The sequence below is a fragment of the Enterobacter sp. Ap-1006 genome, assembly GCF_011752835.1.
In the GTDB taxonomy this organism is placed as follows: Bacteria; Pseudomonadota; Gammaproteobacteria; order Enterobacterales; family Enterobacteriaceae; genus Cedecea.
The window spans coordinates 518,108-543,630 of record NZ_VWWU01000001.1 but is presented as its reverse complement, the minus strand read 5'-3'; the positions used below and the strand labels follow the sequence as shown (position 1 = coordinate 543,630).

General features: G+C 55.5%; 20 protein-coding genes and 1 riboswitch. Of the genes, 8 read left to right on the top strand and 12 right to left on the bottom strand.

The window, feature by feature from the left end; genetic code table 11:
• Positions 1-8 precede the first annotated feature (8 nt).
• Both F3J28_RS02495 and F3J28_RS02490 read right to left on the bottom strand, forming a co-directional pair.
• Positions 9-1,055 (bottom strand): magnesium transporter, encoded by a 1,047-nt coding sequence (locus tag F3J28_RS02495; protein ID WP_205247064.1) that lies wholly within the window; start codon positions 1,053-1,055, stop codon positions 9-11.
• Positions 1,056-1,127: 72 nt separating this feature from the next.
• A riboswitch (M-box (ykoK) riboswitch) is annotated at positions 1,128-1,300 on the bottom strand.
• A 91-nt stretch (positions 1,301-1,391) separates the two neighbouring features.
• Positions 1,392-2,462: a LacI family DNA-binding transcriptional regulator gene (locus F3J28_RS02490; RefSeq protein WP_166872365.1), complete on the bottom strand. Its 1,071-nt coding sequence runs from the start codon at positions 2,460-2,462 to the stop codon at positions 1,392-1,394.
• Between the two features lie 295 nt (positions 2,463-2,757).
• On the opposite strand from F3J28_RS02490, the gene F3J28_RS02485 reads away from it, so the two are divergent.
• Together F3J28_RS02485 and F3J28_RS02480 are read left to right on the top strand one after the other, a co-directional pair.
• Entirely contained in the window at positions 2,758-4,059 is a 1,302-nt protein-coding gene (locus tag F3J28_RS02485; RefSeq protein ID WP_166872362.1) for an MFS transporter, read from the top strand.
• 14 nt (positions 4,060-4,073) lie between these two features.
• On the top strand, positions 4,074-6,437 hold the full coding sequence (locus F3J28_RS02480) for a glycoside hydrolase family 31 protein (protein ID WP_166872359.1): 2,364 nt from the start codon (positions 4,074-4,076) through the stop codon (positions 6,435-6,437).
• Positions 6,438-6,725: 288 nt separating this feature from the next.
• Here the strand turns inward: F3J28_RS02480 and F3J28_RS02475 are convergent, their stop codons facing one another.
• A complete protein-coding gene (locus F3J28_RS02475; protein WP_008455235.1) occupies positions 6,726-8,321 on the bottom strand; it encodes an ABC-F family ATPase in 1,596 nt (531 codons plus the stop codon).
• Positions 8,322-8,559: 238 nt separating this feature from the next.
• Between F3J28_RS02475 and ldtB the strand changes: the two genes are divergently transcribed.
• The 5 genes from ldtB (at position 8,560) to sanA (ending at position 12,605) form a co-directional block, all read left to right on the top strand.
• Positions 8,560-9,474 (top strand): L,D-transpeptidase, encoded by a 915-nt coding sequence (gene ldtB, locus F3J28_RS02470; RefSeq protein WP_008455237.1) that lies wholly within the window; start codon positions 8,560-8,562, stop codon positions 9,472-9,474.
• Positions 9,475-9,644: 170 nt separating this feature from the next.
• A complete protein-coding gene (locus tag F3J28_RS02465; RefSeq protein WP_039295384.1) occupies positions 9,645-10,046 on the top strand; it encodes a CidA/LrgA family protein in 402 nt (133 codons plus the stop codon).
• Positions 10,043-10,738 (top strand): CidB/LrgB family autolysis modulator, encoded by a 696-nt coding sequence (locus F3J28_RS02460; protein ID WP_166872356.1) that lies wholly within the window; start codon positions 10,043-10,045, stop codon positions 10,736-10,738. Before F3J28_RS02465 ends, F3J28_RS02460 begins: the two co-directional genes overlap by 4 nt.
• A gap of 128 nt (positions 10,739-10,866) precedes the next feature.
• Positions 10,867-11,754 (top strand): cytidine deaminase, encoded by an 888-nt coding sequence (gene cdd / locus F3J28_RS02455; protein ID WP_166872353.1) that lies wholly within the window; start codon positions 10,867-10,869, stop codon positions 11,752-11,754.
• Between the two features lie 131 nt (positions 11,755-11,885).
• Positions 11,886-12,605: an outer membrane permeability protein SanA gene (gene sanA / locus F3J28_RS02450; protein ID WP_039295390.1), complete on the top strand. Its 720-nt coding sequence runs from the start codon at positions 11,886-11,888 to the stop codon at positions 12,603-12,605.
• Positions 12,606-12,675: 70 nt separating this feature from the next.
• Here sanA and mglC read toward each other — a convergent pair whose 3' ends face one another.
• From mglC to folE, 6 genes are all read right to left on the bottom strand, one after another.
• On the bottom strand, positions 12,676-13,686 hold the full coding sequence (gene mglC / locus F3J28_RS02445; RefSeq protein ID WP_039295392.1) for a galactose/methyl galactoside ABC transporter permease MglC: 1,011 nt from the start codon (positions 13,684-13,686) through the stop codon (positions 12,676-12,678).
• Between the two features lie 20 nt (positions 13,687-13,706).
• Positions 13,707-15,227 (bottom strand): galactose/methyl galactoside ABC transporter ATP-binding protein MglA, encoded by a 1,521-nt coding sequence (mglA, locus tag F3J28_RS02440; RefSeq protein ID WP_166872350.1) that lies wholly within the window; start codon positions 15,225-15,227, stop codon positions 13,707-13,709.
• Positions 15,228-15,428: 201 nt separating this feature from the next.
• A complete protein-coding gene (gene mglB, locus F3J28_RS02435; protein WP_008455250.1) occupies positions 15,429-16,424 on the bottom strand; it encodes a galactose/glucose ABC transporter substrate-binding protein MglB in 996 nt (331 codons plus the stop codon).
• 283 nt (positions 16,425-16,707) lie between these two features.
• Positions 16,708-17,763, bottom strand: a complete 1,056-nt coding sequence (gene galS, locus F3J28_RS02430) for an HTH-type transcriptional regulator GalS (protein ID WP_166872347.1) — start codon at positions 17,761-17,763, stop codon at positions 16,708-16,710.
• Positions 17,764-17,885: 122 nt separating this feature from the next.
• The gene (yeiB, locus tag F3J28_RS02425; RefSeq protein ID WP_166872344.1) at positions 17,886-19,043 is read right to left on the bottom strand and encodes a DUF418 domain-containing protein YeiB; all 1,158 of its coding nucleotides are present in this window, start codon (positions 19,041-19,043) and stop codon (positions 17,886-17,888) included.
• Between the two features lie 19 nt (positions 19,044-19,062).
• Positions 19,063-19,728 carry a GTP cyclohydrolase I FolE gene (gene folE, locus F3J28_RS02420; protein ID WP_008455254.1) on the bottom strand — a complete coding sequence of 222 codons (666 nt, stop codon included), beginning with the start codon at positions 19,726-19,728 and terminating at the stop codon, positions 19,063-19,065.
• A gap of 238 nt (positions 19,729-19,966) precedes the next feature.
• Between folE and fghA the strand changes: the two genes are divergently transcribed.
• On the top strand, positions 19,967-20,803 hold the full coding sequence (gene fghA, locus F3J28_RS02415; RefSeq protein ID WP_166872341.1) for an S-formylglutathione hydrolase: 837 nt from the start codon (positions 19,967-19,969) through the stop codon (positions 20,801-20,803).
• A gap of 757 nt (positions 20,804-21,560) precedes the next feature.
• Here the strand turns inward: fghA and cirA are convergent.
• The 3 genes from cirA to F3J28_RS02400 form a co-directional block, all read right to left on the bottom strand.
• A complete protein-coding gene (cirA, locus tag F3J28_RS02410; protein WP_166872338.1) occupies positions 21,561-23,531 on the bottom strand; it encodes a catecholate siderophore receptor CirA in 1,971 nt (656 codons plus the stop codon).
• A 126-nt stretch (positions 23,532-23,657) separates the two neighbouring features.
• Positions 23,658-24,446 (bottom strand): ABC transporter ATP-binding protein, encoded by a 789-nt coding sequence (locus F3J28_RS02405; RefSeq protein WP_085938913.1) that lies wholly within the window; start codon positions 24,444-24,446, stop codon positions 23,658-23,660.
• Complete coding sequence (locus F3J28_RS02400; protein ID WP_166872335.1) at positions 24,443-25,519, bottom strand: FecCD family ABC transporter permease; 1,077 nt, start codon at positions 25,517-25,519, stop codon at positions 24,443-24,445. The genes F3J28_RS02405 and F3J28_RS02400 overlap by 4 nt, the downstream gene beginning before the upstream one ends.
• Positions 25,520-25,523 lie beyond the last annotated feature (4 nt).

Sequence of the window (25,523 nt, the reverse complement as noted above, 5' to 3'; positions counted from 1 at the left end):
CGTTATTTTTAGACCGCCAGATCGGTGAGCATCACCTTGGCGATTTCGAAGTAAATCAGCAGCCCGGTTCCGTCGATTAAGGTCGTGATAAACGGCGCCGACACCACGGCCGGATCGATATTCACCTTACGAAGCAGCATCGGAATAATCGAAGAAACAATCGCGCTCCAGACGGTAATAGCGATGAGCGTCAGGCTGACCACCATCATCACTTCCATACCCACGCCCAGCATCCAGGCCCGAATAAACCCGGCGGTGCCAATGGTTAAGGCAATGAGCACCGAGGCCGAGATCTCCTTGCGCAAAATAGCGCCCAAATCCTTTAGCCCCACTTCGCCGAGCGCCATCGCCCTGACCAGCGTCGAGGTAATTTGTGTGCCGGTATTGCCGCCGGTGCCAATCAGCAACGGGATAAAGAACGCCAGCGCAATCGCCGCCTCAAGCTGATCTTCAAACGATTTAATCACCGAGCTGGTGTAAGCCTCGGCCACAAACAGCAGCAGCAGCCAGACCGATCTTTTGCGCCACAGCGTAAAGACGCTGCTTTGCAGATAGGGCGTTTCCAGCGGCGACGACGCGCCCTGCAGCTGGCTGTCCAGCGTGTTTTCGTCCTCAAGCAGCTGAGCGATTTCCTGCGGGCCCAGCACGCCTTTCAGCTTGCCGTAGCTCAAAACAGGGATGTAGTTAGCGCCCGCCTTTTTAATATCCACGCAGGCTTCATGCCGCGTTTTTTCCGGCGTTAATGAGAACGCCACGGGCCGCATCAGATCACTGAGTAGCGCCTCTTTGTCGGCCTGCAGCAGTGATTTTACCGGCACGAGGCCAAACAGATGAGCATCGTCGTCCATCACAAATATCTGCGACGGGATCTGCTCATTTTTAATGCCCGAACAGAACAACGCCTGCGCATCCTGCACCGAAGTGCCCGGCGGTAAAGCGATGTAATCCTGGCTCAGGTAAGCCAGCACGGTGTTTTGTGAGTCTGAGGATGGCAGTTTGACGGACACGGCCAGTGAAGCGCGGGTGTGCGCTGAGGTATTAGTTGAAAAGGTCATGATTTTTCCCCGGTTACTGTTTTAAAAATAAACAGTCCTCATCCTGGGGCGAAGCAAGATATGAGAGTGCTGACGCTATCTCCATGTCTCGGTTTTAGCACTGCACAACGTATCCCCTAAAGCGGGGGAAGTTACCTGGGGTTATACCTTCGCTCGATATAACCTGTCCTAATCTTGGGCGTCTCTCGACGTCGTCAGATCAGCAACCTATGTTTGTACAGGAGCCTCGCCTAACGAGATACTGCAAGTCTTCCGCGGCCTATAGTAGGGATTTAAACTTCGGGCGCAAGGCAAAGAACCTGCGCTGTTTAGGGTTTATTTATGCTTTTTTTCTGCTCAGTCGTAGAGTTTATCGCTGGTCACCGCCACTCGACCTTTCCCCGCTCCCACGCGCCGCACTGACGCCTGCACCTTCAGCGTACCGCCCAACAGAATATTCACCACCGGCGCTTCCGGGCGCATCAGGCGCTGCTGCAGCAGTTGAACCGCCTCCTCACCCAGCTCGTCCCTGGGAACATGAACCGAGGTTAAAGGCACGTCATGGATTTCGGCCAGGTTAAAGCCATCGATGCTCATTACCGACATATCCTGCGGCACGCGCAGCCCTGCTTTTTGCAGAGCACTAACGGCACCTGCCGCCATAAAGTCGCCGCCGACTAACAGCGCGCTCGGCAAGGCCGGTCGCGGCGTAACGGCCAGATAATCGCTGATTAAGGCCTCGCTCTCTTTGGCACCGAAGCTTTGGGCGACTAACAAATGCCGGGTCTCATCAAACGACAAATTACGGCTGTCCCACGCATCCCGAATCCCGGCCAGGCGCTGGTCCATGGTGTAGCGACGCAGGCACATTAACGTCAGTACGCCTTTATGCCCCATGTCGAACAGATAATTTGCGGCAAAGCGGCCGGTCATCAGGTGATCCGGCGCCACGCCTGAAAGACGCATTTTGCGATCCTGGCAGTTGATCAGCACGCAAGGCTTGCCCAGATCCGCCGCCAGATCGTGGATGTGCGGATCATCAATCCCCAGCAGAATGGCCGCTTCGGTTTCCGGCTCGTTCATCTTGCTGAGAAACAGTCCGGTATCGCTGTCATTCTCTTCCAGCGCGCAGAAGCGCAGCCTGGCGTCGTGAGGCACCAGCGCCTTGCCGATGCCCTGCATCACCCGGTAGTAGAAGACGTCCAGCCGCTCATCAAACGCCCGACGGGGCGCAAAAACCACCAGGCTGTTGACCAATAATCTGCCCGCGGCAATGCCCTGCAATACCCCCTTAGCTTTGGCGCAGGCCAGTACCCGTTGGCGGGCCGACTCGCTGGTATTCCCCTTACCCGCCAGCACGCGGGAAACGGTGCTTATCGACAGCCCCGTTTGCGCGGCAATTTCGGTGATTTTTAGCGTTTTACTCATTTTGTGATCGACGCCCGTTTGTGAAATGAAAAAATTTTCATGACTGTGAGTACGCCATAGTGCCGGAGATTTAGCGTTATTTCTTCGCGTCGGATCGAGGTAGTGAAAATATTTGCAAAAATTGCGCTATTGGTTGGCTGATAACTCAATTACGCTCCATTTTGTTAACCAATAAGGTTCTCACTGAAAACACAAATAGAATTAAATATATAAAAATCAAATAATTAAATTAAATCCATCGCCAAAAATAGTGGCATACCAATTCTACTAATTACCCTACAAGGTGGAGTGAACTATGAGTCATGGCATCGACCAACCGATAACCGCCGTTAAGGCAGGACGCGTTTTACGGCATTTGCGCTGGTGGGTTCTGGTTCTGTTCTTACTTGGCGTCACCGTGAACTACATCACGCGTAATGCGCTGGGGATCCTGGCGCCTGAACTGAAAACCTCCCTCGGCATTACCACCGAACAATATTCCTGGATAGTCGGTGCTTTTCAGCTGGCCTATACCCTGTTCCAGCCTCTCTGCGGCTGGCTGATAGACGTGATTGGCCTGAAGATCGGCTTTCTGATCTGCGCCAGCATCTGGGCGGTGATGTGCATGCTGCATGCCGGCGCCGGGAGCTGGTTACAGCTGGCTATTTTGCGCTTCATGATGGGCGGTGCGGAGGCCGCAGCCACGCCCGCCAACGCCAAAACGCTGGGTGAATGGTTCCCGAAAAAAGAGCGACCGATTGCCGCAGGCTGGGCCGGGGTGGGCTTTTCCATCGGCGCAATGCTGGCTCCGCCGATTATCTATTTTGCCCACAGTTTTTTTGGCTGGCAGGGTGCCTTTATGTTCAGCGGCGCGCTGGCGCTAGGGTGGGTTGTGCTGTGGTGGCTGTTTTACCACAACCCGGAGCAGCACCCGAACCTGAGCAAGGAAGAACTGGCGTTCATCAAGCAGGACAACGAGCCGCCCGCCGTGAAACTGCCGTTTTTCACCGCCCTGAAAACCGTCTCCAAAAATAAACGCTTTTACGGCATCGCCATTCCAGCTTTTATGGCGGAACCCGCCTGGGCGGTCCTGAGCTTTTGGGTTCCGCTTTACCTGGCCAACGAACGCGGAATGGATCTCAAACAGATTGCTATGTTCGCCTGGCTGCCGTTCCTCGCCGCCGATATCGGCAGCATTGCCAGCGGCTATCTGACCAAAGTTTACGTCCGTATTTTTGGCTGCTCGCGCACCAATTCAGTGGTGGCGAGTTCGGTAACCGGCGCGTTCCTGATGCTTTCTCTGGCGCTGGTCGCCGTCACCAAAGATCCCTGGATTGCCATCCTGCTTATCTCCATCGGCGGCTTCGGGCACCAGATTATCTCCTGCATGCTCAGCGCGCTGGTGGTGGACTCGTTTGATAAAGGCCAGATGGCCACAGTCAACGGCATGCGCGGTTCGGCGGCCTGGATTGCCAGCTTTATCTTCTCTCTGATCATCGGCGTGACCGCCGACAAGATTGGCTTCAACCCGCTGTTTATCGCCATGGGCTTTTTTGATCTGATCGGCGCGGTGTTCCTGGTGGCATTTATCGCCGAACGCCGCGCAAAACGCACCTGAATGGATGGTCTCTCATGAAAACACTTAAGAACTGGACGCTCGCAAAACAAGATGACAGCCAGGTTATCCTGACCCTCGACGGCATGCATTCGCTGCACCTGTATGTGCTGGAAGATAAGCTGTTTCGCGTGCTGATTAAACGCCAACAGGGCCTGGCGCTGGACCGCACCTGGAGCATCGCCCCGCAGCAGGATGTCCCGTGGGAGGGGCGCGACCGCGAAAGCCACGCCGGGTTTACCCTGCCCGGCTTCACGCTGGAACAGCAATCGGATAGGCTCATCATCAGTAGCGAAAGCCTGCGCGTGACCGTGCGCCAGCCGCTTTATCTGGAGTGGGAATACAAATCCGCCCAGGGCGAATGGCTGCCCCTCGCCTGCGATCGTCCCACCAGCGCCTACCAGCTTAACGCTCACGGCGATGGCGTGGCCCACTATCAGCGGCGCTTTGCCGGGGAGCGCTTTTACGGGCTGGGTGAAAAAGCCGGGCCGCTTAACCGCACCGGCAGGCGCTATGAGATGCGTAATCTGGACGCAATGGGCTATAACGCGGTGTCGACCGACCCGCTTTACAAGCATATTCCCTTCACCATTACGCGCCGGGACGACGTCAGCTTTGGCCTGTTCTATGACAACCTGAGCAGCTGCTGGCTGGATCTGGGCAACGAGATAGACAACTATCATCTGGCCTATCGCCGCTGGCAGGCGGAAGCCGGCGATCTGGACTATTACCTTTTTCTCGGCCCGCGCGTGCTGGACGTCACCAAGGCCTTCGTGCGCCTGACCGGGAAAACCTTCTTCGGGCCAAAATGGAGCCTCGGCTACAGCGGCTCAACGATGCATTACACCGACGCACCCGACGCCCAAAATCAGCTGATGAACTTTATTCGGCTGAGCCAGCAGCACGCGATTCCTTGCGACTCATTCCAGCTTTCGTCGGGCTACACCTCCATCAATAACAAACGCTACGTGTTTAACTGGAATTATGAAAAGGTGCCGCAGCCGAAGGTGATGAGCCAGGCGTTTATGGCGGCGGGTATCCGTCTTGCGGCCAACATCAAGCCTTGTCTGCTGCAGGATCATCCGCGTTATGAGGAGGCTGCCACGGCCGGGCTGTTTATCAAAGATTCGGAATCCGATGCGCCAGAACGCTCCAGCTTCTGGGACGATGAAGGCTCTCATCTGGACTTCACCAACCCGGCCACGGTGACATGGTGGCAGGCTGGCGTCACCACGCAGCTGCTGGAAATGGGTATTGGCTCCACCTGGAATGACAACAACGAATACGAAGTGTGGGACGGGGAAGCGCGCTGTCACGGCTTTGGCCAACCGATAGCCATCAAACATATTCGCCCGGTCATGCCGTTGCTGATGATGCGAGCCTCAATGGAGGCTCAGCAGAAATTCGCCCCGAACAAGCGCCCGTATCTGATTTCCCGTTCCGGCTGCGCCGGGATGCAGCGCTACGTCCAGACGTGGAGCGGTGACAATCGCACCAGCTGGGATACGCTGCGCTATAACACGCGAATGGGCGTCGGCATGAGCCTGTCCGGCCTGTTTAACGTCGGGCATGACGTTGGCGGTTTTTCAGGTGATAAACCTGACGCCGAGCTTTTCGTGCGCTGGGTTCAGAACGGCGTGATGCACCCGCGCTTCACCATCCATTCGTGGAATGATGACCATACCGTGAACGAGCCCTGGATGTATCCGGCGGTGACTCCGGCCATCCGCAGCGCCATTAAGCTGCGCTATCGCCTTCTGCCCTATTTCTACACGCTGCTGTGGCAGGCGCATGCGGATGACGAACCCATGCTGCGGCCGACCTTCCTTGACCATGAACATGACGTGAACACATTTGATGAATGCGATGAATTCCTGCTGGGCCGGGATCTTCTGGTGGCAAGCATGGTGGAACCAGGACAACGCGAACGTACTTTATGGCTGCCGGCCAATGAGCACGGCTGGTACGACTATTATTCCGGCCAGTGGTTTAGCGGCGGCCAGACCATCACCCTGCCCGCCCCGCTTGAGCGTTTGCCATTGCTGGTTCGCGCCGGTGCGGCTCTGCCTCACAGCGAACGCATCAGCTACGTTTCCCCGCAGGACGATACCGTTCGTGAGCTAAAAATTTACCCGCTGCAGGGGACCGGGACGTCCCACGGCGTGTTGTTTGAGGATGACGGAGAATCCTGGGGCTATAAAGAAGGCAACGCGCTCTGGCTTAGCTGGGAAATAACCTGCTCAGCCAACGAGATTAACGTGGCCTTTAGCCGCAAGGGGGATTATTTGCCCGCGTGGCGCGAGATTAAGCTGTCTTTGCCTGAGGGAGAAAGGCGTCGATTGCTGGTGAACGGCGTGGAATGCGAGGTATGGGGGCTGTAATTGCCCCTCACCCCGGCCCTCTCCCCAGAGGGGTGAGGGGGAAAACAACAGGGCAGAACAGTACACAATCTATTCCCTCTCCCCAGAAGAGCGAAGGGGAAAACAACTGGGCAGAACAGTACGTAATCTATTCCCTCTCCCCAGAAGAGCGAAGGAGAAAACAACAGGGCAGAACAGTACGTAATCTATTCCCTCTCCCCAGAAGAGCGAAGGGGAAAACAACAGGGCAGAACAGTACGTAATCTATTCCCTCTCCCTTTTAGGGAGAGGGTTAGGGTGAGGGTAAAATTACCCGTCGATCCCTTTGCTACGCAGGTAATCTTCGTAGCCGCCGGTGAAGTCAATCACGCGCTCTGGGGTAATTTCCAGCACGCGGGTTGCCAGCGAGCTAACAAACTCGCGGTCGTGGGAAACGAAGATCAGCGTCCCCTGGTACATTTCCAGCGCCATGTTCAGCGACTCGATGGATTCCATATCCAGGTGGTTGGTCGGTTCATCCATGATCAGGATGTTTGGTTTTTCCATCATAAGCTTGCCGAACAGCATACGGCCTTTCTCGCCCCCGGAAAGGACTTTGGCCGGCTTCTTGATGTCGTCCTGGCTGAACAGTAGACGACCCAGGATGCTGCGCACCGCCTGTTCGTCGTCGCCTTCCTGCTTCCACTGGCTCATCCAGTCAAAGACGGTCAGATCGTTTTCGAACTCGTATTCATGATCCTGGGCGTAGTAGCCAATCTGAGCATTTTCAGACCACTTCACGCTGCCGTTTTCCGGGGTCAGCTCGCCGACCAGGGTTTTCAGCATGGTAGATTTACCCACGCCGTTGGCACCCAAAATGGCAATCTTCTCGCCCACTTCCAGCAGCAGGTTGAAGTTTTTAAACAGCGGGCCGTTCTCAAACCCTTTGGTCACGGCTTCAACTTCAAGGGCGTTACGGAACAGTTTCTTATCCTGCTCGAAGCGGATGAACGGGTTCTGACGGCTGGACGCCTTCACTTCATCCAGCTTGATTTTATCAATCTGACGGGCACGGGAGGTGGCCTGGCGAGATTTGGAGGCATTGGCGCTAAAGCGGCTAACGAAGGATTGCAGGTCTGCAATCTGCGCTTTCTTCTTCGCGTTGTCCGCCAGCAGGCGCTCGCGAGCCTGAGTTGCCGCCGTCATATACTCGTCGTAGTTGCCTGGGTAAACGCGCAGCTCGCCGTAGTCCAGGTCAGCCATATGGGTGCAGACCATATTCAGAAAGTGACGGTCGTGCGAGATAATGATCATGGTGCTGTCGCGCTCGTTCAGCGTCTGCTCCAGCCAGCGAATGGTGTCGATGTCCAGGTTGTTCGTTGGTTCGTCGAGCAGCAGGATGTCCGGGTTAGAGAACAGCGCCTGCGCCAGCAGCACGCGCAGCTTCCAACCGGGAGCGACTTCGCTCATCGGGCCGTAGTGCTGCTCCAGCGGAATGCCCACGCCAAGCAGCAATTCACCGGCACGCGCTTCTGCGGTGTAGCCGTCCATCTCGCCGTATTTCACTTCGAGGTCGGCAACTTTGTAACCGTCTTCTTCGCTCATTTCCGGCAGGGCATAAATGCGGTCGCGTTCCTGCTTCACTTCCCACAGCTCGCCGTGGCCCATGATAACGGTGTCGAGTACGGTGAATTTTTCGAAGGCGAACTGATCCTGACGCAGCTTACCGATACGCTCGTTTGGGTCGAGAGAAACGTTGCCAAGCGTTGGCTCTAAGTCCCCGCCGAGGATTTTCATGAACGTGGATTTGCCGCTTCCGTTCGCGCCAATCAGGCCGTAACGGTTGCCGCCGCCAAATTTAACGGAGATATTTTCGAACAGCGGTTTGCTGCCAAACTGCATGGTAACGTTGCTGGATACAAGCACTGGTATGTCCTGGAGAAATAAGTTGTCGAGATTTTGGAATGTGATTTCGGCCACATTATGCCATAACTATGATAAAGGGTCGCCCCGCATCTTCACCGTACGATAGTTAATCAGTGTGAAAAAATTGTGATTTCATCCACATCTGATTTCCCAGATGAATGTAATGCACATATAATGCGCGGCTGAATCGTCCATGAACACTCACTAGCTGGCCCGTCTGGCATAACACTCGCATAACATGAATATGAAATTACGCTCGCTTTTACTGGCTTTTGTGGCTGTCGCGTCTTTCTCTGCTTCCGCCGTGACTTATCCGTTACCGACTAACGGCAGCCGCCTGGTTGGTGAAAACCAGGTTATCACTATTCCTGAAGGCAGCACCGCGCCGCTGGAAGAGTATGCCGCACAGTACCAGATGGGTCTGTCTAACATGCTGGAAGCTAACCCAGGCATTGACCCGTACCTGCCAAAAGCCGGCACCATCCTGAACATCCCTCAGCAGCTGATCCTGCCGGACACCGTGCATGAAGGGATTGTGATCAACAGTGCCGAAATGCGCCTCTACTATTACCCGAAAGGCACCAACACGGTGATCGTGCTGCCAATCGGTATCGGCCAGCTGGGGAAAGATACCCCGATCAACTGGACCACCAAGGTAGAGCGTAAGAAAAATGGCCCAACCTGGACCCCGACGGCGAAAATGCATGCGGAATACGCCGCTGCCGGTACGCCGCTGCCAGCCGTTGTTCCCGCTGGCCCGGACAACCCAATGGGCCTGTACGCGCTGTACATCGGTAACCTGTATGCGATTCACGGCACCAACGCCAACTTCGGTATCGGTCTGCGCGTAAGCCACGGCTGCGTGCGTCTGCGTAACGAAGACATCAAGTTCCTGTTCGACAACGTGCCGGTTGGCACCCGCGTTCAGTTCATTGATGAGCCGGTAAAAGCCACCACCGAGCCGGACGGCAGCCGCTACATCGAAGTTCACAACCCGCTTTCCACCACCGAAGCGCAGTTCAACTCCGATGAAATCGTGCCGATTAAACTGACCAGCAGCGTTCAGCAGGTGACCGCTCAGTCCGACGTTGACACCACCGTTGTTGACCAGGCGATTCAGAACCGTTCCGGGATGCCGGTTCGTCTGAACTAAGTTCAGCAGTTTGCAAAATAGCGGCCTCCGGGCCGCTTTTTTATTGCCCGAAATCCGCCCGACAACCTTCACGCAGGGAATGTTTGTTATGCTGATAATTCATGATGTGATGGATAGCACAATTTTGAGTTTAATTGTATGATGAATGTGTTTCTTAAAGGGTAACCTCCATGCGTAACTCGTTCACGATAATCTGGCAGTATCTTCGCGCTTTTGTCTTAATTTACCTGTGCTTATACGCCGGTATTTTTGTCGCCTCTTTACTGCCTATCGTCATTCCCGGCAGCATTATCGGCATGCTGATTTTGTTTGTGCTGCTGTCGCTGCAGATCCTGCCGGCGAAGTGGGTAAAACCCAGCTGCCATTTGCTGATTCGCTATATGGCCCTTTTGTTCGTCCCTATTGGCGTGGGCGTGATGCAGTATTACGACGTGCTGAAAGCCCAGTTTGGCCCGGTGGTGGTATCCTGCTTGATCAGCACGCTGGTGGTGCTGGTTATCGTGAGCTGGAGCTCACATCTGGTACACGGTGAAAGAAAAGTGATTGGTGAAGGCGAGGCAGAGAAAAAATGATGCACTTTATATGGTGGTCTTTACCGTTAACGCTGGTGGTATTTTTTGCCGCCCGCAAGCTGGCCGCCCGGTTGAAATCCCCGCTGCTGAACCCGCTGCTGGTTTGCATGGTGGTGATCATTCCTTTTTTACTGCTGACCGGCATTCCTTACGACCACTATTTTAAAGGCAGCGAAGTGCTTAACGACCTGCTGCAGCCGGCGGTTGTAGCGCTGGCCTTCCCGCTTTATGAGCAAATTCACCAGATCCGCGCCCGCTGGAAGTCCATTATTACCATCTGCTTTATTGGCAGCATGGTGGCGATGTCCACGGGCACATCAATTGCGTTATTGATGGGGGCGTCCCCGGAAATTGCCGCTTCGATCCTGCCTAAATCCGTCACTACGCCGATTGCAATGGCGGTTGGCGGCGGCATTGGTGGTATTCCGGCTATCAGCGCCGTCTGCGTTATCTTCGTCGGTATTCTTGGCGCGGTATTTGGCCACACGCTGCTGAACATGATGCGCATCAATACCAAAGCCTCACGCGGGCTGGCAATGGGTACCGCTTCCCACGCGCTGGGCACAGCTCGCTGTGCGGAACTGGACTTCCAGGAAGGGGCTTTTAGCTCGCTGGCGCTGGTAATTTGCGGGGTCATGACGTCGCTTATCGCTCCGTTTTTATTCCCGGTACTGCTGAAGCTTTTCGGCTAAAACTTGCGAGAGATCGCGCACTTTCAGATTTGTTTTCATAAGTTGCATAAACAATTAGAAGTAGATCACATATTTGGCCGGTACAGATCCGTAAACTACGTTTCCGTTACCTTTGATGAGGCTTTAACATGCGTTCACGTTTTGATGCCGCCGTTGTGCAACTTCCTTCCGCACTGCAAACCGCTTTGCAACCCCTGCTTGCCGACGATCGCTTCCCGGCTATGTTTACCGCAGCCGAAGTTGAAGCGCTAAAACATCAAACCGGGCTGGGTGACCAGGACCTGGCTTTCGCTCTGTTGCCGCTGGCCGCAGCCTGTGCCCGCGCAGACCTCTCTCATTTTAACGTCGGCGCCGTCGCGCGAGGCGTCAGCGGGAATCTCTATTTTGGTGGCAACATGGAGTTTCTGGGGGCCACCATGCAGCAAACCGTGCACGCCGAACAAAGCGCCATTACCCACGCGTGGATGCGCGGCGAAAAAGGCCTGGTTGATATCACGGTCAACTACACTCCCTGCGGCCACTGCCGTCAGTTTATGAATGAACTGAACAGCGGCACCGCGCTGGGTATTCATCTGCCTGGCCGCAAGCCTTCCACTCTGGGTGAATATCTGCCGGATGCCTTTGGCCCGCGCGACCTGGACATCAAAACGCTGCTGCTGGATGAAGAAAACCACGGTTTTGCGCTGAAAGGGGATGCCCTGACTCAGGCGGCAATTAGCGCGGCTAACCGCAGTCATGCGCCTTACAGTCAAGCCCCGGCAGGCGTTGCGCTGGAAATGGTCGACGGGAAAATCTTCACCGGCTGCTATGCGGAAAACGCCGCATTCAACCCTTCCCTGCCCCCGCTGCAGGCTGGGCTAAACCTGCTTTCTCTGAATGGCTACGACTATCCGCAGATTAAACGCGCCGTGCTGGCAGAAAAAATCGATGCGCCGCTGCTGCAGTGGGATGCCACCTCCGCCACGCTGAAAGCGCTGGGCTGTGAAGCCGTTGAGCGTGTTAATATTGCTCAATAATTCTCCGTTGCGGGTGTACCCACACTCGCATTGTTGAAATTTGCCCCAACTGAACCCGCGTTCCTTGCTCTTGAGGGCCGGGTAAAGTAGCCTTGGATGAAATTTCACCCCGCGAATGAGTCTGCAAGTCCATGTTGAAGCGCGTGTTTTACAGCCTGCTTATTGTTATCGGCTTAACGCTGGCGGCTGCGCTCGGGCTCGACCGCTGGATCAGCTGGAAAACCGCCCCCTACGTCTACGATGAACTGCAGGATCTGCCCTATCGCCAGGTGGGTGTGGTGCTCGGCACCGCCAAGTATTACCGCACCGGCGTCATCAATCAGTATTACCTGTACCGTATTCAGGGCGCGCTGAACGCCTACAACAGCGGCAAGGTGAACTACCTGCTGCTCAGCGGCGATAACGCGCAGCAAAGCTACAACGAGCCGATGACCATGCGCAAAGACCTGATCGCCGGCGGCGTTGATCCGGCGGATATCGTGCTGGACTACGCGGGCTTCCGCACGCTGGACTCAATTGTCCGTACCCGTAAAGTCTTTGATACCAACGATTTCATCATTATCACCCAGCGCTTCCACTGCGAGCGTGCGCTGTTTATCGCCCTTCATATGGGGATTCAGGCGCAGTGCTACGCGGTACCTTCCCCCAAAAATATGCTTACCGTGCGTACCCGAGAGTTTGCCGCTCGCCTGGGCGCATTAGCCGATCTCTATCTCTTCAAGCGTGAGCCGCGTTTTCTCGGCCCGTTAGTCCCTATTCCGTCGCAGCAGGAAGTCCCGGAAGACGCGCAGGCCTATCCGGCCGTTACGCCGGAACAGCTGCTGGAAATCCAGAAAAAAGAGAAGAAGTGATATCGGCGTTATTGCTGAGCAAAAAAAAGCCCGCACATTATCTGGCGGGCTTTTTTGTATAATCCAGGAATTACTTCTTACGCGCGTACTTCAGTGAGTCCAGCGCCACGGCGAAGATGATAATGCCGCCCTTGATGATGTACTGCCAGTAAGGGTTCACGCCAATATAGGTCAGGCCGTAGTTAATAACCGTAAAGATAATTACCCCGGTCACCACGCCCAGCACCGTCCCTACCCCGCCGCTGAACGACACGCCGCCCACCACGCACGCCGCAATCGCATCCAGCTCGTACATAAAGCCGAGGTTGTTGGTGGCCGAGCCGATACGGCCCGCTTCCAGCATCCCGCCAAAGGCATAGAACACGCCGGACAGGGCATAAATCATGATCAGGTTCAGCGCCACGTTAACGCCGGAGACTTTCGCCGCTTCCGGGTTGCCGCCGATAGCGAAGATGTTTTTCCCGAAGCGGGTTTTGTTCCACAGCACCCACACGAACAGCACCGCAAACAAGGCGTAGAACGTAATGTACGACAGGCGGAAGCTACCCAGCGCGATAAAGCCCTGCGTGAAGGTAGAGAAGTGGGAGTCAAACCCGGAAATCGGCGACGCGCCCACGAAGTCGTAATACAGGGAGTTGATCCCGTACACGATGATCATGGTGCCCAGGGTGGTAATAAACGGCGTCACGTTCAGGTAAGCGATAATAATCCCGTTCACCAGACCAATCACCGCGCCCACGGCGCAGACAATCAGCAGCACCAGCGGAATCGGCATGGTGTGCATGTCCGGGAACACCTTGTTGACGTTATCCATGGATTGCAACAGCGTGGCCGCCACTACCGCCGCCAGCCCCACCTGGCGCCCTGCGGACAGGTCCGTCCCCTGGGTGACAATCAGCCCGGCCACACCGAGCGCGATGATAATACGCACCGAGGACTGGGTGAGGATGTTACTCAGGTTAAGCAGGCTTAAGAACGTCGGATCCTGGAAAATAATGATCGCCAGCAACACCAGCAGCACCACGTAGATGCCGCCCTCTTTTAGATAAGTTAGAAAACTCTTCTTATTTAACGCACTCATTTTTAATAGCCCCTAAATCATCACAGGTGCACAGACGCAAGACGTAAAATTTCGTTCTGCGTTGTTGTTTTGGTGTCTACAATTCCGGCCACGAGCCCGTTGCTCATCACCAGAATACGGTCTGTAATCCCTAACAATTCCGGCATCTCGGACGAAATGATAATGATCCCTTTCCCTTTTTTGGCAAGCTCAGCAATCAGCTGATAAATCTCAAACTTGGCGCCCACATCAATGCCGCGCGTCGGTTCATCCAGCATCAGGATTTCCGGCTGGGTCAGCAGCCAGCGGCCAATGATCACCTTTTGCTGGTTACCGCCGGACAGCGAGCCGATGGAGGTGCGGTGCCCCGGGGTTTTCACGCGCATGGAGTCGATAACCCACTGGGTATCGCTTTTCATGCGGGAGTTATCCAGCAGGCCGACCTTATTTTTGTAGTTACGAATATTGGAAATGAGTGAGTTAAAGCCGATATCCAGGTAGGCGTAAATCCCGGTTGAGCGACGCTCTTCGGTCACCAGCGCAAAACCGTGATTAATCGCTTCGTTCGCGCTGCTGTTGTTGATTTTTTTGCCGTGCAGCGTAATGGTACCGCCAGATTTCTCGCGGATACCAAAAAGCGTTTCTACAATGTCGGTACGCTTCGCCCCGACGAGGCCCGCAATGCCGAGGATTTCACCTTTATGCAGATCAAAGGAGATATCACGAATCGACGGCTGGCGCAGCGAGGTCAGGTTGCGGACTTCGAGAATAACTTCCCCAGGCACGTTGGATTTGTCCGGGAAACGCTGGTTCAGGGAACGGCCTACCATCATGGCGATGATTTTGTCCATATCCAGCCCTTCCAGCGGCTGGGTAGCAATCCACTGCCCGTCGCGCAAAATCGTAATTTCATCGCACAGCTGGAATATTTCTTCCATTTTATGGGAGATATAAACAATCCCGCAGCCGCGATCTTTTAATTTGCGAATAATTTTAAAGAGATGATTAACTTCTTTTTCCGTCAGCGAGGACGTTGGCTCATCCATAATAACGATTTTGGCGTTATAGGAAAAAGCCTTGGCGATTTCAATCATCTGCATTTGAGAAACGGACAGCGTACCGACGCGGGCTCGCGGATCGATATCAATATCCAGCTCATCAAATATCTCTTTGGTGTCGCGGTACATTTTATCCTGATCGACAAACACGCCTTTGGTCGGGTAGCGCCCAAGCCACATGTTGTCCATCACGGTGCGCTGCAGAACCAGGTTAAGCTCCTGATGCACCATAGAAATACCGTTTTCCAGCGCCTCTTTCGTGCTGCTGAAATTCACCTCTTTTCCCTGGAAAAGGATACTGCCGGAATCTTTGCTATAGATCCCAAAAAGGCATTTCAATAATGTCGATTTGCCCGCACCGTTTTCACCCATCAGGGCGTGAATAGAGTGTGGCCGTACTTTTAAATTAACATTATCCAGTGCCTTAACGCCGGGGAAGGATTTATTAATGCCGGTCATTTCCAGCAAAAATTCCGTCGGCGTAGCTGAGTTATTGTCGACCATAATTATACCTGTGTCGCTGAGTAACCTGCCTAAAGCCGGGCGCAGGTATCTGCGCCCGTGTACAACTAAAAAACGTTACCCTAAATAATTCGAGTTGCAGGCAGGCAACAAGCTCGAGAATCCCCAGGCGCTTACATCAAGTAAGCAACTGGGGTGAGCGAGTGCAGTTCACGCCCCTGTGGCTCGAAGTATGACGGGTATTTATTTGCCGATGAACTGTGCGAGATTATCTTTATCCACGCCTACGTAAGGTACGCGTACGATTTTGTTCTCGATCTTCCAGTTGGTGCCTTCAGCGGCTGGTTTACCGTCGGCCAGGTTTTTCGCCAGGTCGAAGGTCGCTTTAGCCTGGTTGTTGGCATCGTTCAGCACGGTCCCGGCCATCGCACCGGATTTCACCAGTGCCAGCGCTTCCGGCAGGGCATCTACGCCAAATACTGGAATAGACGATTTGTTGTGGGCTTTCAGCGCTTCTACCGCCCCCATTGCCATTGCGTCGTTGTTAGCAATAACCACTTCGATTTTGTTAGCGTTCGGGCCAGAGAGCCACGCGTCCATTTTGTCTTTAGCCTGAGCGGTATCCCACATCGCGGTATCCAGCTGCAGCTGCTGAGTTTTCAGGCCTTTGTCGTTCAGCTCTTTGATAACGTAGGTGGTACGTGCTTCGGCATCCGGGTGACCTGGTTCGCCTTTCAGCAGTACGAACTGGATCTGGCCGTCTTTGTTCAGGTCCCAGGCCGGGTTAGCCGCCCAGTGTTTAGCAATCAGGTCGCCCTGGATGATACCGGACTCTTTGGAGTCGGTGCCGACGTAGTAAGCTTTGTCGTAGCTGTCCAACGCTTTGCGGGAAGGTTCTTTGTTGAAGAACACCACCGGCACGTTTTGCGCGCGCGCTTTTTCGATAACGGTGCCCGCTGCGGCCGGGTCAACCAGGTTGATGGCCAGCGCTTTCACGCCTTTTGCCAGCAGAACGTCGATCTGGTCGTTCTGTTTGGACTGGTCGTTCTGGGAGTCGTTCATCAGCAGCTGTACGTCAGGTGACGCTTTCGCATCTTTCTCGATAGCTTTACGAACCACTGACATGAAGTTGTCGTCATATTTATAAATCGTCACGCCAATACGGTCAGCGGCGTTCGCTGCGGCACCAAACAACATGCAGGACATCACGGCGGACAGAGTCAAAACCTTCTTATTCATGGTATCTCCGGTTTTTATTTTGCAGGGTAGTTCGCGTTCGAAACCAGGCAGGACAGTAATGTTATAAAAAAGTTACTGAATGCCGAAGTTATCCTAAAAAATGTGCACTTCCGTGTTCGGTAACAATCCAATACTGCGTTTTTATGAGCGTTAATGGCCTTATCACGATGCTAAAAATGAGCAGTCACCGTTACATCGTGTTTCAGCTGATAAAACGCTGACATAATAGTCAGCGCAATGTTAATTAACTGTGAATTTACTCACAGATTGAAACCGGTTACATCTAACTCTTTGGCAGCGGAGTGATCGACGCCACAATTTGCCTGCTCGACACCGAATGACGGCGAACTAAAGTCGGCATAAAACAGTGCGTTACATCACGATCCAGCTGGCCTGCCGCGCCCTGTAACGCCAGTTCTGTCGCTAAACGCGCCATAGACACCACCGGATAGCGCACGGTCGTTAGCTGCGGGTCGGTGTAACGGGCAATGGGAATATCGTCGAAGCCGATGATAGATACATGCTGCGGCACGGCAATGCCGTTGTCTTTTAGCGCCGTTAGCGCGCCAGCGGCCATGCTGTCGTTATAGGAAAAGACCGCGCTAAGCTGCAGGTTGCGGCCAAGCAGCTCAACCATCGCCGCTTCCCCGCCCTGCATATCCGGCGTGCCCATGCCGACCCAGCCCTCCGGCGGCACGATCCCCTGCTCCGCCAGCGCCTGCAGCCAGCCCTGATGCCGCTGGTCGTTATCCTCAATTTGATGGCTGGAGGCCAGGTACCCGATGCGCGAATGCCCCTGGTTCAGCAGCATCCGAGTAGCCATCACCGCGCCGCTGACGTTGTCCAGACAAACACAGCGGTGAGCGTAGCCGGGCACCAGACGATTGATCAGCACCATGCCGGGAACCTGCTCCAGAAAAGTAGCCAGTTCCTCGTCGCTCAGCGCCTTGGCGTGCACAATCAGAGCGCTGCAGCGCTGGCGGATCAGCACTTCAATGGCATGCCGCTCTTTGTCTTCCTGGTGGTAGCTGTTGCCGATCAGCAAATATTTATTGTGCTGCTGGGCAACCACATCCACGGCTTTGACCAGCGCCCCGAAGAAGGGATCGGAAACGTCCATCACCACCACGCCGATGGTGTCGCTCACTTGAGTAGCCAGCGCTTGCGCGTTGGCGTTTGGACGGTAGCCCAGCTCAGCAACCGCCTGCATGACGTTTTCGCGCGTTTCCGGGCTGACCAGCGCGCTGTTATTTAATACTCGGGATACTGTCGCTACTGAAACCCCGGCGATACGGGCAACGTCACGAATGGTAATCGGCGTTGGGGGAGTCGGTCTCATAGGTGCACCCTGTTTTAGGCAAGGTGGCTATTTTGCGGCGAGTGGGGGGCGGTTCGGCGTGAAGTCGATCACAGTGATGAAAGCGGTTACATACAATTCGTTAACCTTTGTGACGAATATCATTATCTCTGTGCTTTGTGTAAGGCGGTCCCTGAAGCACGGGCGGTTAGCTGCCGCCACAGCCATTCCACCGGTCCCTGGCGGAAATAGCGCAGCCATAACACCGACAGCAGAATGTTCGCCGCCCACACCGCAGGCACAAAAGCCAGCAGCGACAAACGGTCAAATTTCATATAGAAACCAAAGCGATAGAACAAGGTTGTGCAGAGGATGGTTTGCAGCAGGTAGTTGGTCAGGGCCATGCGACCGACGCAGGCAATCCAGCCCGCCAGCCGGAAACGGGACAGCTGCGGCCAGAAGCCCCAGGCCAGCGCAGCATAGCCAATCGCCTGAAACGGGGCGCTCAGCTCACGTGGGGCCTGTAACAGCAACGCACACCAGCGGAAATCCCACTTCAGGTGCCACTGGGCTAAAATTGCCGGCAGGTTAATCGCCATGCCGATGACGATCAAAATGACACCGGTTCGCCGGTAATGCTTCAGGCTAAACTCCCCTTTCAGCCAGCCGCTGCGCATCAGTGCCGCGCCAATCAGCATCATGCCCGCCAGCTGCCAGCCGTATTGCGCCCCCAGCGCCACCAGGTTCGAAGAGAGCAAATCGGCGCGGTTGCTGATAGCTTCCACGCCGCCACCGAGCTTCCACCACTGCTCATATTGCAGGTTGGCCGCATCCGGCACCCAGGAGCGATTAATGCCGTCACCTGAAATGACGCCCAGCAGCAACAGCACGCCAATACCGATGAGGTACAGCACGACGCCGGTATTAAACAGCTGTTTTTGCCCCGTCGCGTCACGAATCAGCCGCCAGCACACCAGCCCGGTCAGGCCGTATGCCAGCAGAATATCGCCGTCCCACAGCAGCAGCGCATGCATAAACCCCAGCAGCACCAGCAGCGTCAGGCGTGACTGGATCCAGCGTGAGCCGCGAGCCAGCAGCATTTGCAGGCCAGCCCCAAAGAGCAGCGCAAAAAGCGTGAGGAATTTAACTTCGGCAAACAGGTCCATCACCGCCCAGGTCCAGGCGTCGCGAGAGGTTATCTCGCCGTACCAGGCCGGGTTGAGATAAGCCGCCTTCGGCAGGCCAAAGGCGACAATATTGAGCAGCAGAATGCCCAGAATGGCGGTACCGCGGACGAAGTCCAGGGTGACATTTCTCTCCACGGATACCTGCCTGGGGGGATTAATTGTGGCGTACTGCGCGCAGGAACTCCTGACGCGTATTCTGGCTGGACTTAAACAGGCCGCCGAGCGAGGTGGTGGTGGTCGCGCTGGTGGCGTCTTTTACGCCACGCGCTTTCACGCAGTAATGCACCGCATCAATGGACACCGCCACGTTGTTGGTGCCCAGCAGCGTTTGCAGCGCAATCAGGATCTGCTGGGTCAGGCGTTCCTGAACCTGCGGGCGCTGAGCAAAGAACTGCACGATGCGGTTAATTTTTGACAAGCCGATGACGGTATCTTTCGGGATATACGCCACGGTGGCTTTCCCGTCGATGGTCACGAAATGGTGCTCGCAGGTGCTGGTCAGGGTGATATCACGCACGGTGACCATTTCATCCACCTTCATTTTGTTTTCAATGACGGTGATTTTCGGGAAATTGGCGTAGTCCAGGCCGGAGAAAATCTCATCGACATACATTTTGGCGATGCGATGCGGAGTTTCCATCAGGCTGTCGTCACTCAAATCGAGATTAAGCAGCTGCATGATTTCCGTCATATGGGCGGCAATCTGGCTTTTACGGGTTTCATTATCCAGTTCACGCAACGGCGGACGCAGCGGCGTTTCCAGACCGCGCGCAACCAGCGCCTCATGAACCAGGGCGGCTTCTTTCGAGAGTGATGACATGCTGTTTTCTCCTGCAGGTGTGGCTGACCTCTGCCCTTCATGGGGCAAAGTGTCCGCTTATTGTGCGGCAGCACGTGCTTAGAATCCAGTAGTGCCGGGCATAATTATTGAAATCGAAAATACCGTTCATTGCCTGAGCGGGCGAGAACAATACCGTTGCGGCCATAATGCGGGATGGCTAGACTCAGGTGAAGTGAAAGTTGTTCATAAGTCTTGAAAATAGATAAGGATCCTCTGGATGGAATTACTGGAAGAACACCGATGTTTCGAAGGCTGGCAGCAGCGCTGGCGCCACGCGTCCACCGTACTTAACTGCCCAATGACGTTCAGTATTTTTCTCCCACCTCCGGCAAGCGCCTCCCCGCCACCGGTGGTTTACTGGCTTTCCGGGCTAACCTGTAACGACGAAAACTTCACAACCAAAGCGGGCGCGCAGCGCGTAGCGGCCGAGCTTGGTATTGTTCTGGTAATGCCGGACACCAGCCCCCGTGGCGAAGAAGTCCCTAACGACGCAGGCTATGACCTGGGCCAGGGCGCGGGCTTTTACCTCAACGCGATTCAGCAGCCGTGGGCCACGCACTTCCGCATGTACGATTATCTGCGTGACGAACTGCCGCAGCTGATTGCAGAGAACTTCAGCGTCAGCGAAAAAGCGTCGATCTTTGGCCATTCTATGGGCGGACACGGCGCGTTGATCATGGCGCTGAAAAACCCCGGACGCTTCCGATCGGTATCGGCTTTTGCACCGATTGTTAACCCAACCCGCGTGCCGTGGGGGCAAAAAGCCTTTAGAGCCTATTTGGGTGAGGATGAATCCTTGTGGCAAGAGTGGGACAGCTGCTGCCTGCTGGGTAAAGCCTCGCCATCGGCGCAGTTACCGACGCTTATCGATCAGGGAGATGACGATCAGTTCCTCGCCGATCAGCTAAGGCCGGAAGAGTTTGAGAAAGTTGCGCAGGAGAAAGGCTGGCCGCTGACGCTGCGCATTCAGCCGGGCTGCGACCACAGCTACTACTTCATCGCGACGTTTGTAGAGGATCATCTTCGTTTTCATGCGGAGTATTTGCGGGGATAGGGCGTTGCCTGTCACCTGGACGCTGTCTCTTAGTCACAAAGTCGCGCTATGAAGGATCGGCTAAAGTTCCGTTCACTTCCAGTCCTGCTTTATATACCACTCCCGAACTTGTGAACGGCTCGGGGGAGTCACCGTCACTCCCCTGAGAACCCGGACTCCCGGCCAAATAAATCGACCGCTGAAGCGGCAAACCTCCGTTTTATCTCCCAGTCCTGGGTCGGCTGAGATGCGTTCCCGACGCTCTCAGCCTCCGGCCGTTCCCGACGCCCGGACCCTGGCCAGTCGGAGAGAAAACGGAGGCGATTTAAGCCGGAACCGAGCCTCGCTTCAAGCTCATAGCCACACGGAACGTTAACGTTGCTGCAAGTCCTACAGCCATGCCCTTGTTCCCGGCTCTCATCGCCCCCGGGTATGACCCAACTCAGGCGGGGTTGAGCTGTCGGGAACAGCGAAAGAGAGCGATCGTCGGGAACGAATCGCGAACGACCCCGAATGTTTGGGTGATAGCCGGTGGGTTTACCGCTTCAGCGGCGATGAGCTCGCCGGGCGCCGGGGGTTGTCAGGGGGAATGGCGTAATGCCCCCTGACACGTTCACCGTGCTCTGAGCGTATAGGGAAAACAAATCTACAGGTGAACGGAACAACGACAGGGCAAAAGATCTCTCCCTGAAGATTTAGAAAGAAAAATATAGTCACCGCCCTGGACAGCGGAATTTAAAGAAACATTGCCGCCGTTCCAGGGACGGGTATCCACAACTTAGAAACTATAATCCAGCGCCATAAAGTAGCGGCGACCGTCTTCGTTATAGCTGTAGATATCACGATTCAGATCTTTGTCGCCGAGGTTCAGAACCCCTGCCCGCACCTTCACGTTCCTGGTCGCTTTCCAGGCTCCGCCGGTGTTCCACACGATGTAGCCGCCGGGCGTTTTATCCGTTGCAGAAACCGCACGCTGCTTGCCGGTGTAGTTCGCCGACACATAGAACGACCAGTCTTCCAGCGGCGCCCAGTCAACGGTGCCGTTTGCGGTGTGGAACGACTGCTGCTGCAGCGGCTTATTGCCGCCGTTGCTCAGGTCGCGTCCGTCGTTATAGGTGTAGTTCAGCGACAGCTTCCACTGGTCGTTAAACGGTATTTTCAGCTCGGTTTCTACGCCGCGGATGCGAGCTTTGTTCACGTTGTAATAGCGGAAGATCGGGTTACCGCTCTTATCAAAGCCCACAAAGTTTGAGTAAGACGGTGCCACGCTACGGTTCGCGGTACGCTGAATATCAATCATATCCTCAACGTTGTTCTGGAAAGCGGTCACGCTGCCGCTCACGCCGTCCAGAATGCCTTCGTCCCCGGCGTAATACAGCCCCAGCTCAAAGCTTTCGCTGGTTTCCGGCTTCAGGTCAGGGCTGCCGACAATCTGGCAGGCACCACGGCAGGATTTACTGGTCCAGTCCGGGCTAAGCTGCAGCAGAGACGGCGCTTTGAAGGCCGTAGCCCAGCCGCCTTTGACGGTGACGGTATCCGTCGCGTTATAAACGAGATAGGCCCGCGGGCTCCAGTGGTCACCGTAAGTTTCATGATCATCCATACGAATGCCGGTGGTCAGCGCCAGCGGCTCGAAGATGCGCCATTCGTCTTCAATAAACAGGGCGTACTGGCTGGCCGAGGTTTGCGAGCTATTACCGCCGGTAATATTCACCGGATCACTCAGCTTGTCATGCCGCCACTCCCCGCCGAAGGTCAGGAACTGGTTGATGTCGCTGAGCGGCAGCACCAGCTTGCCGTCCAGGCTGTTGTTGCGTGAAGTGATTGCCCCGCTGTTGCCTGGATTCAGGTTATCGATTTTGTCGCCATAGAAACGCAGTTCAGTATTGCCGAAGCCCCAGCGGCCGTTATGCCCGAGGGAGTAATCCTGACGTTCGATGCGATTCTTATCCAGCGAGTCAGATTCCCTGTCCTGGCGGTCAAAGCCGTAGCCCACGGTGACATCCTGATTATCCGCCGGCGTCCAGGCAAACTCGGTGCTGGCATTGCGGGAAGTGAAGCCTTCAATCTGCGGCGTCAGGCCGCTGGCGTTGGTCGTTGATGGCTGTTGGCCGTCCTTCTGGCGCTTGCCCAGGCTGCCATAGACTTTTACGCCCAGCACGTCGTCAATCAGCGGGCCGCTGGTGAAAAAGTTGCCGTTATAGGTGTCGCCGCGATCGCGGTGTTCTTGCACCGTTGAATCTACGGTGAAGGTGCCGTGCCAGGCTTTACCGACTTTACGGGTGATGATGTTCACCACGCCGCCAAGGGCATCGGAACCATACAGAGAGGACATCGGCCCGCGCACCACTTCGATGCGCTCGATGGCATCCGCCGGGATCCAGTTCAGATCGAAGTCGTTATGGCGGAATACCGCATTACGGGAGTTGACTCGTTTACCGTCCACCAGAATCAGGGTGTAGCTGCTGTCCAGGCCACGCAGGCTGACGCCCCGGCGGTTATCCCCTTCGTTGGTCAGCTGGACGCCAGGCACGTTCTGCAGCACATCCTTCAGATTGTTAACCGGTTTTTTTTGCAGTTCGTCCCGGGTGATGACGCTGATACTGGCGGGCGCATCTTTGAGGTTTTGCTCGGTGGCAGACGCGGTGACAACGAGGGTTTCTTCGCGATCGTCAGCGATGACGGGGAAAGCCAGACCGAGTACAGACGCACAAAGTCCTCCCCGGACAATGGGATTCAACCTTAACATTTCTTTCTCTCCATGAGGTGAATTACAAACGAAACAACCGTTTAGCGCTCACATTGCACTATGCGCCAGCGGCTACATTGGCCGCCGGCTGCATACTGTGTTCCTTAGTATTTCTGAAATGCGTTGTTATACGGTGGGCGTTTCCACCAGGCCGTCGATCAGCACCTGGGCAACGCCCTGTGAGCAGCGTTCAATGCGCCCCTTCACGCCGTAAACCTGGGCCAGACTGCGCGGAGTAATCACTTCCTCCGGCTCGCCGCTGGCAACCAGTTTGCCGTCGCGCAGCATGAGAACGTGCTCGCTATGGCGTAAAGCAATATTGATGTCGTGCACCACCACAACGGTGACGATATTACGCTCGCGGGTTTCGCGGGCGACCAGATCCATGACGTGGAACTGGTAATTTAAATCCAGCGCGCTCAGCGGTTCGTCGAGCAGCAGCAGGGACGGACGGCGAATCAAAGACTGCGCCAGGCCCACCAGCTGTTTTTGCCCACCGGAAAGCTGGTCGAGGTAGCTCAGCGCCAGGTGCGAGATCCCCAGCTGTTTCAGCAGTTGCATGACCTGCGCTTCGCTTTCAGCGCTGTGGCGGCCACCGGACGCGCGCTGCGCCACGATAATGGACTCCAGCACGTGGAGATGGACGCCCTGCGGCAGCGACTGCGGCAGATAAACCACTTTTTCGGCGCGTTTGGCGAACGGCAAAGCCATTAAGTCTTCACCATCAAGATACAGCTGCCCTTCCGCGCGATTCAGCCCCGCCAGCGAACGCAGCAGCGTCGATTTCCCGCAGCCGTTCGGCCCCAGCAGCACGGTGATTTTGCCCCGCGGCAACGTTGGCACGCTCAGGTTTTCGATGATTTGACGCTTCGGGTAACCGGCGTTGAATGCATCAATCTTTAAGCCCTGCATCACACGTTCCCCTTATGGCGCAGAATAATACTCAGGAAGAACGGCACGCCCACCAGCGAGGTGACAATCCCCACCGGAATAATGACGCCAGGGATAATGTTTTTAGAGGCAACCGACGCCAGCGACAGCACCAGAGCACCGACCAGCACGCTGCCCGGGAGATAGAAACGATGATCTTCGCCAAACAGCATACGGGCGATGTGCGGTGCCACCAGGCCGATAAAACCGATGGGGCCGACAAACGCCACGGACAGCGCGGACAAAATACTGATGCGCAGCAACGTGCCTAAACGCAGACGCTTTACGTCGATGCCAAAACTGACAGCACGATCTTCGCCTAAGCGCAGCGCGGTCAGCTTCCAGGAACTCAGCATAGAAATCGGCATGATGATGGCGAAGGCCAGCAGCAGCACGCCGAGCTTGTCCCAGGAGGCTCGCGCCAGGCTGCCCATCGTCCAGAACACCAGCCCCTGCAGGGTGTCTTCGCTGGCGATAAACTGCAGCATCGACACCAGGGCGTTAAAAGTGAACACCAGCGCGATACCAAACAGCACCACGCCGGAACTTGCCACGCGGGTCCAGCGGGTAATGGCGTCCAGCATCAGCGCGGCAAACAGTGCAAAGACGAAGGCGTTGGCGGAGATAAACCACTGATCGGGCACCCCAGGAATACCGATGCCGAGGATAATCGCCAACGCGGCACCAAAGGCCGCGGCGGAGGAAACGCCGAGGGTAAACGGGCTAGCCAGCGGGTTATTGAGGATGGTTTGCATCTCCGCCCCCGCCAGGCCCAGCGCCATACCGACCAGCAGCGCCATCAGCGCATAAGGCAGACGAATGTCCCACACGATCACCCGCGTACCGGCGTTAGCGCTGGCCGGGTCAATCAGAGTCTGCCACAGCGTATCCAGCGGCAGCCCCGACGGGCCAAGGGTAAAGTCCAGCAGCAGCGAGGCGAAAATCGCAATAACCAACGCCCCCATCAGCAAATAGCGGTGACGTAGCACCTGCTGGTATCGCCCCATTATGGTGGCAGGCTGCGCCTCGTTTGGCATTGGATCGGTGGTGACACTCATTAAG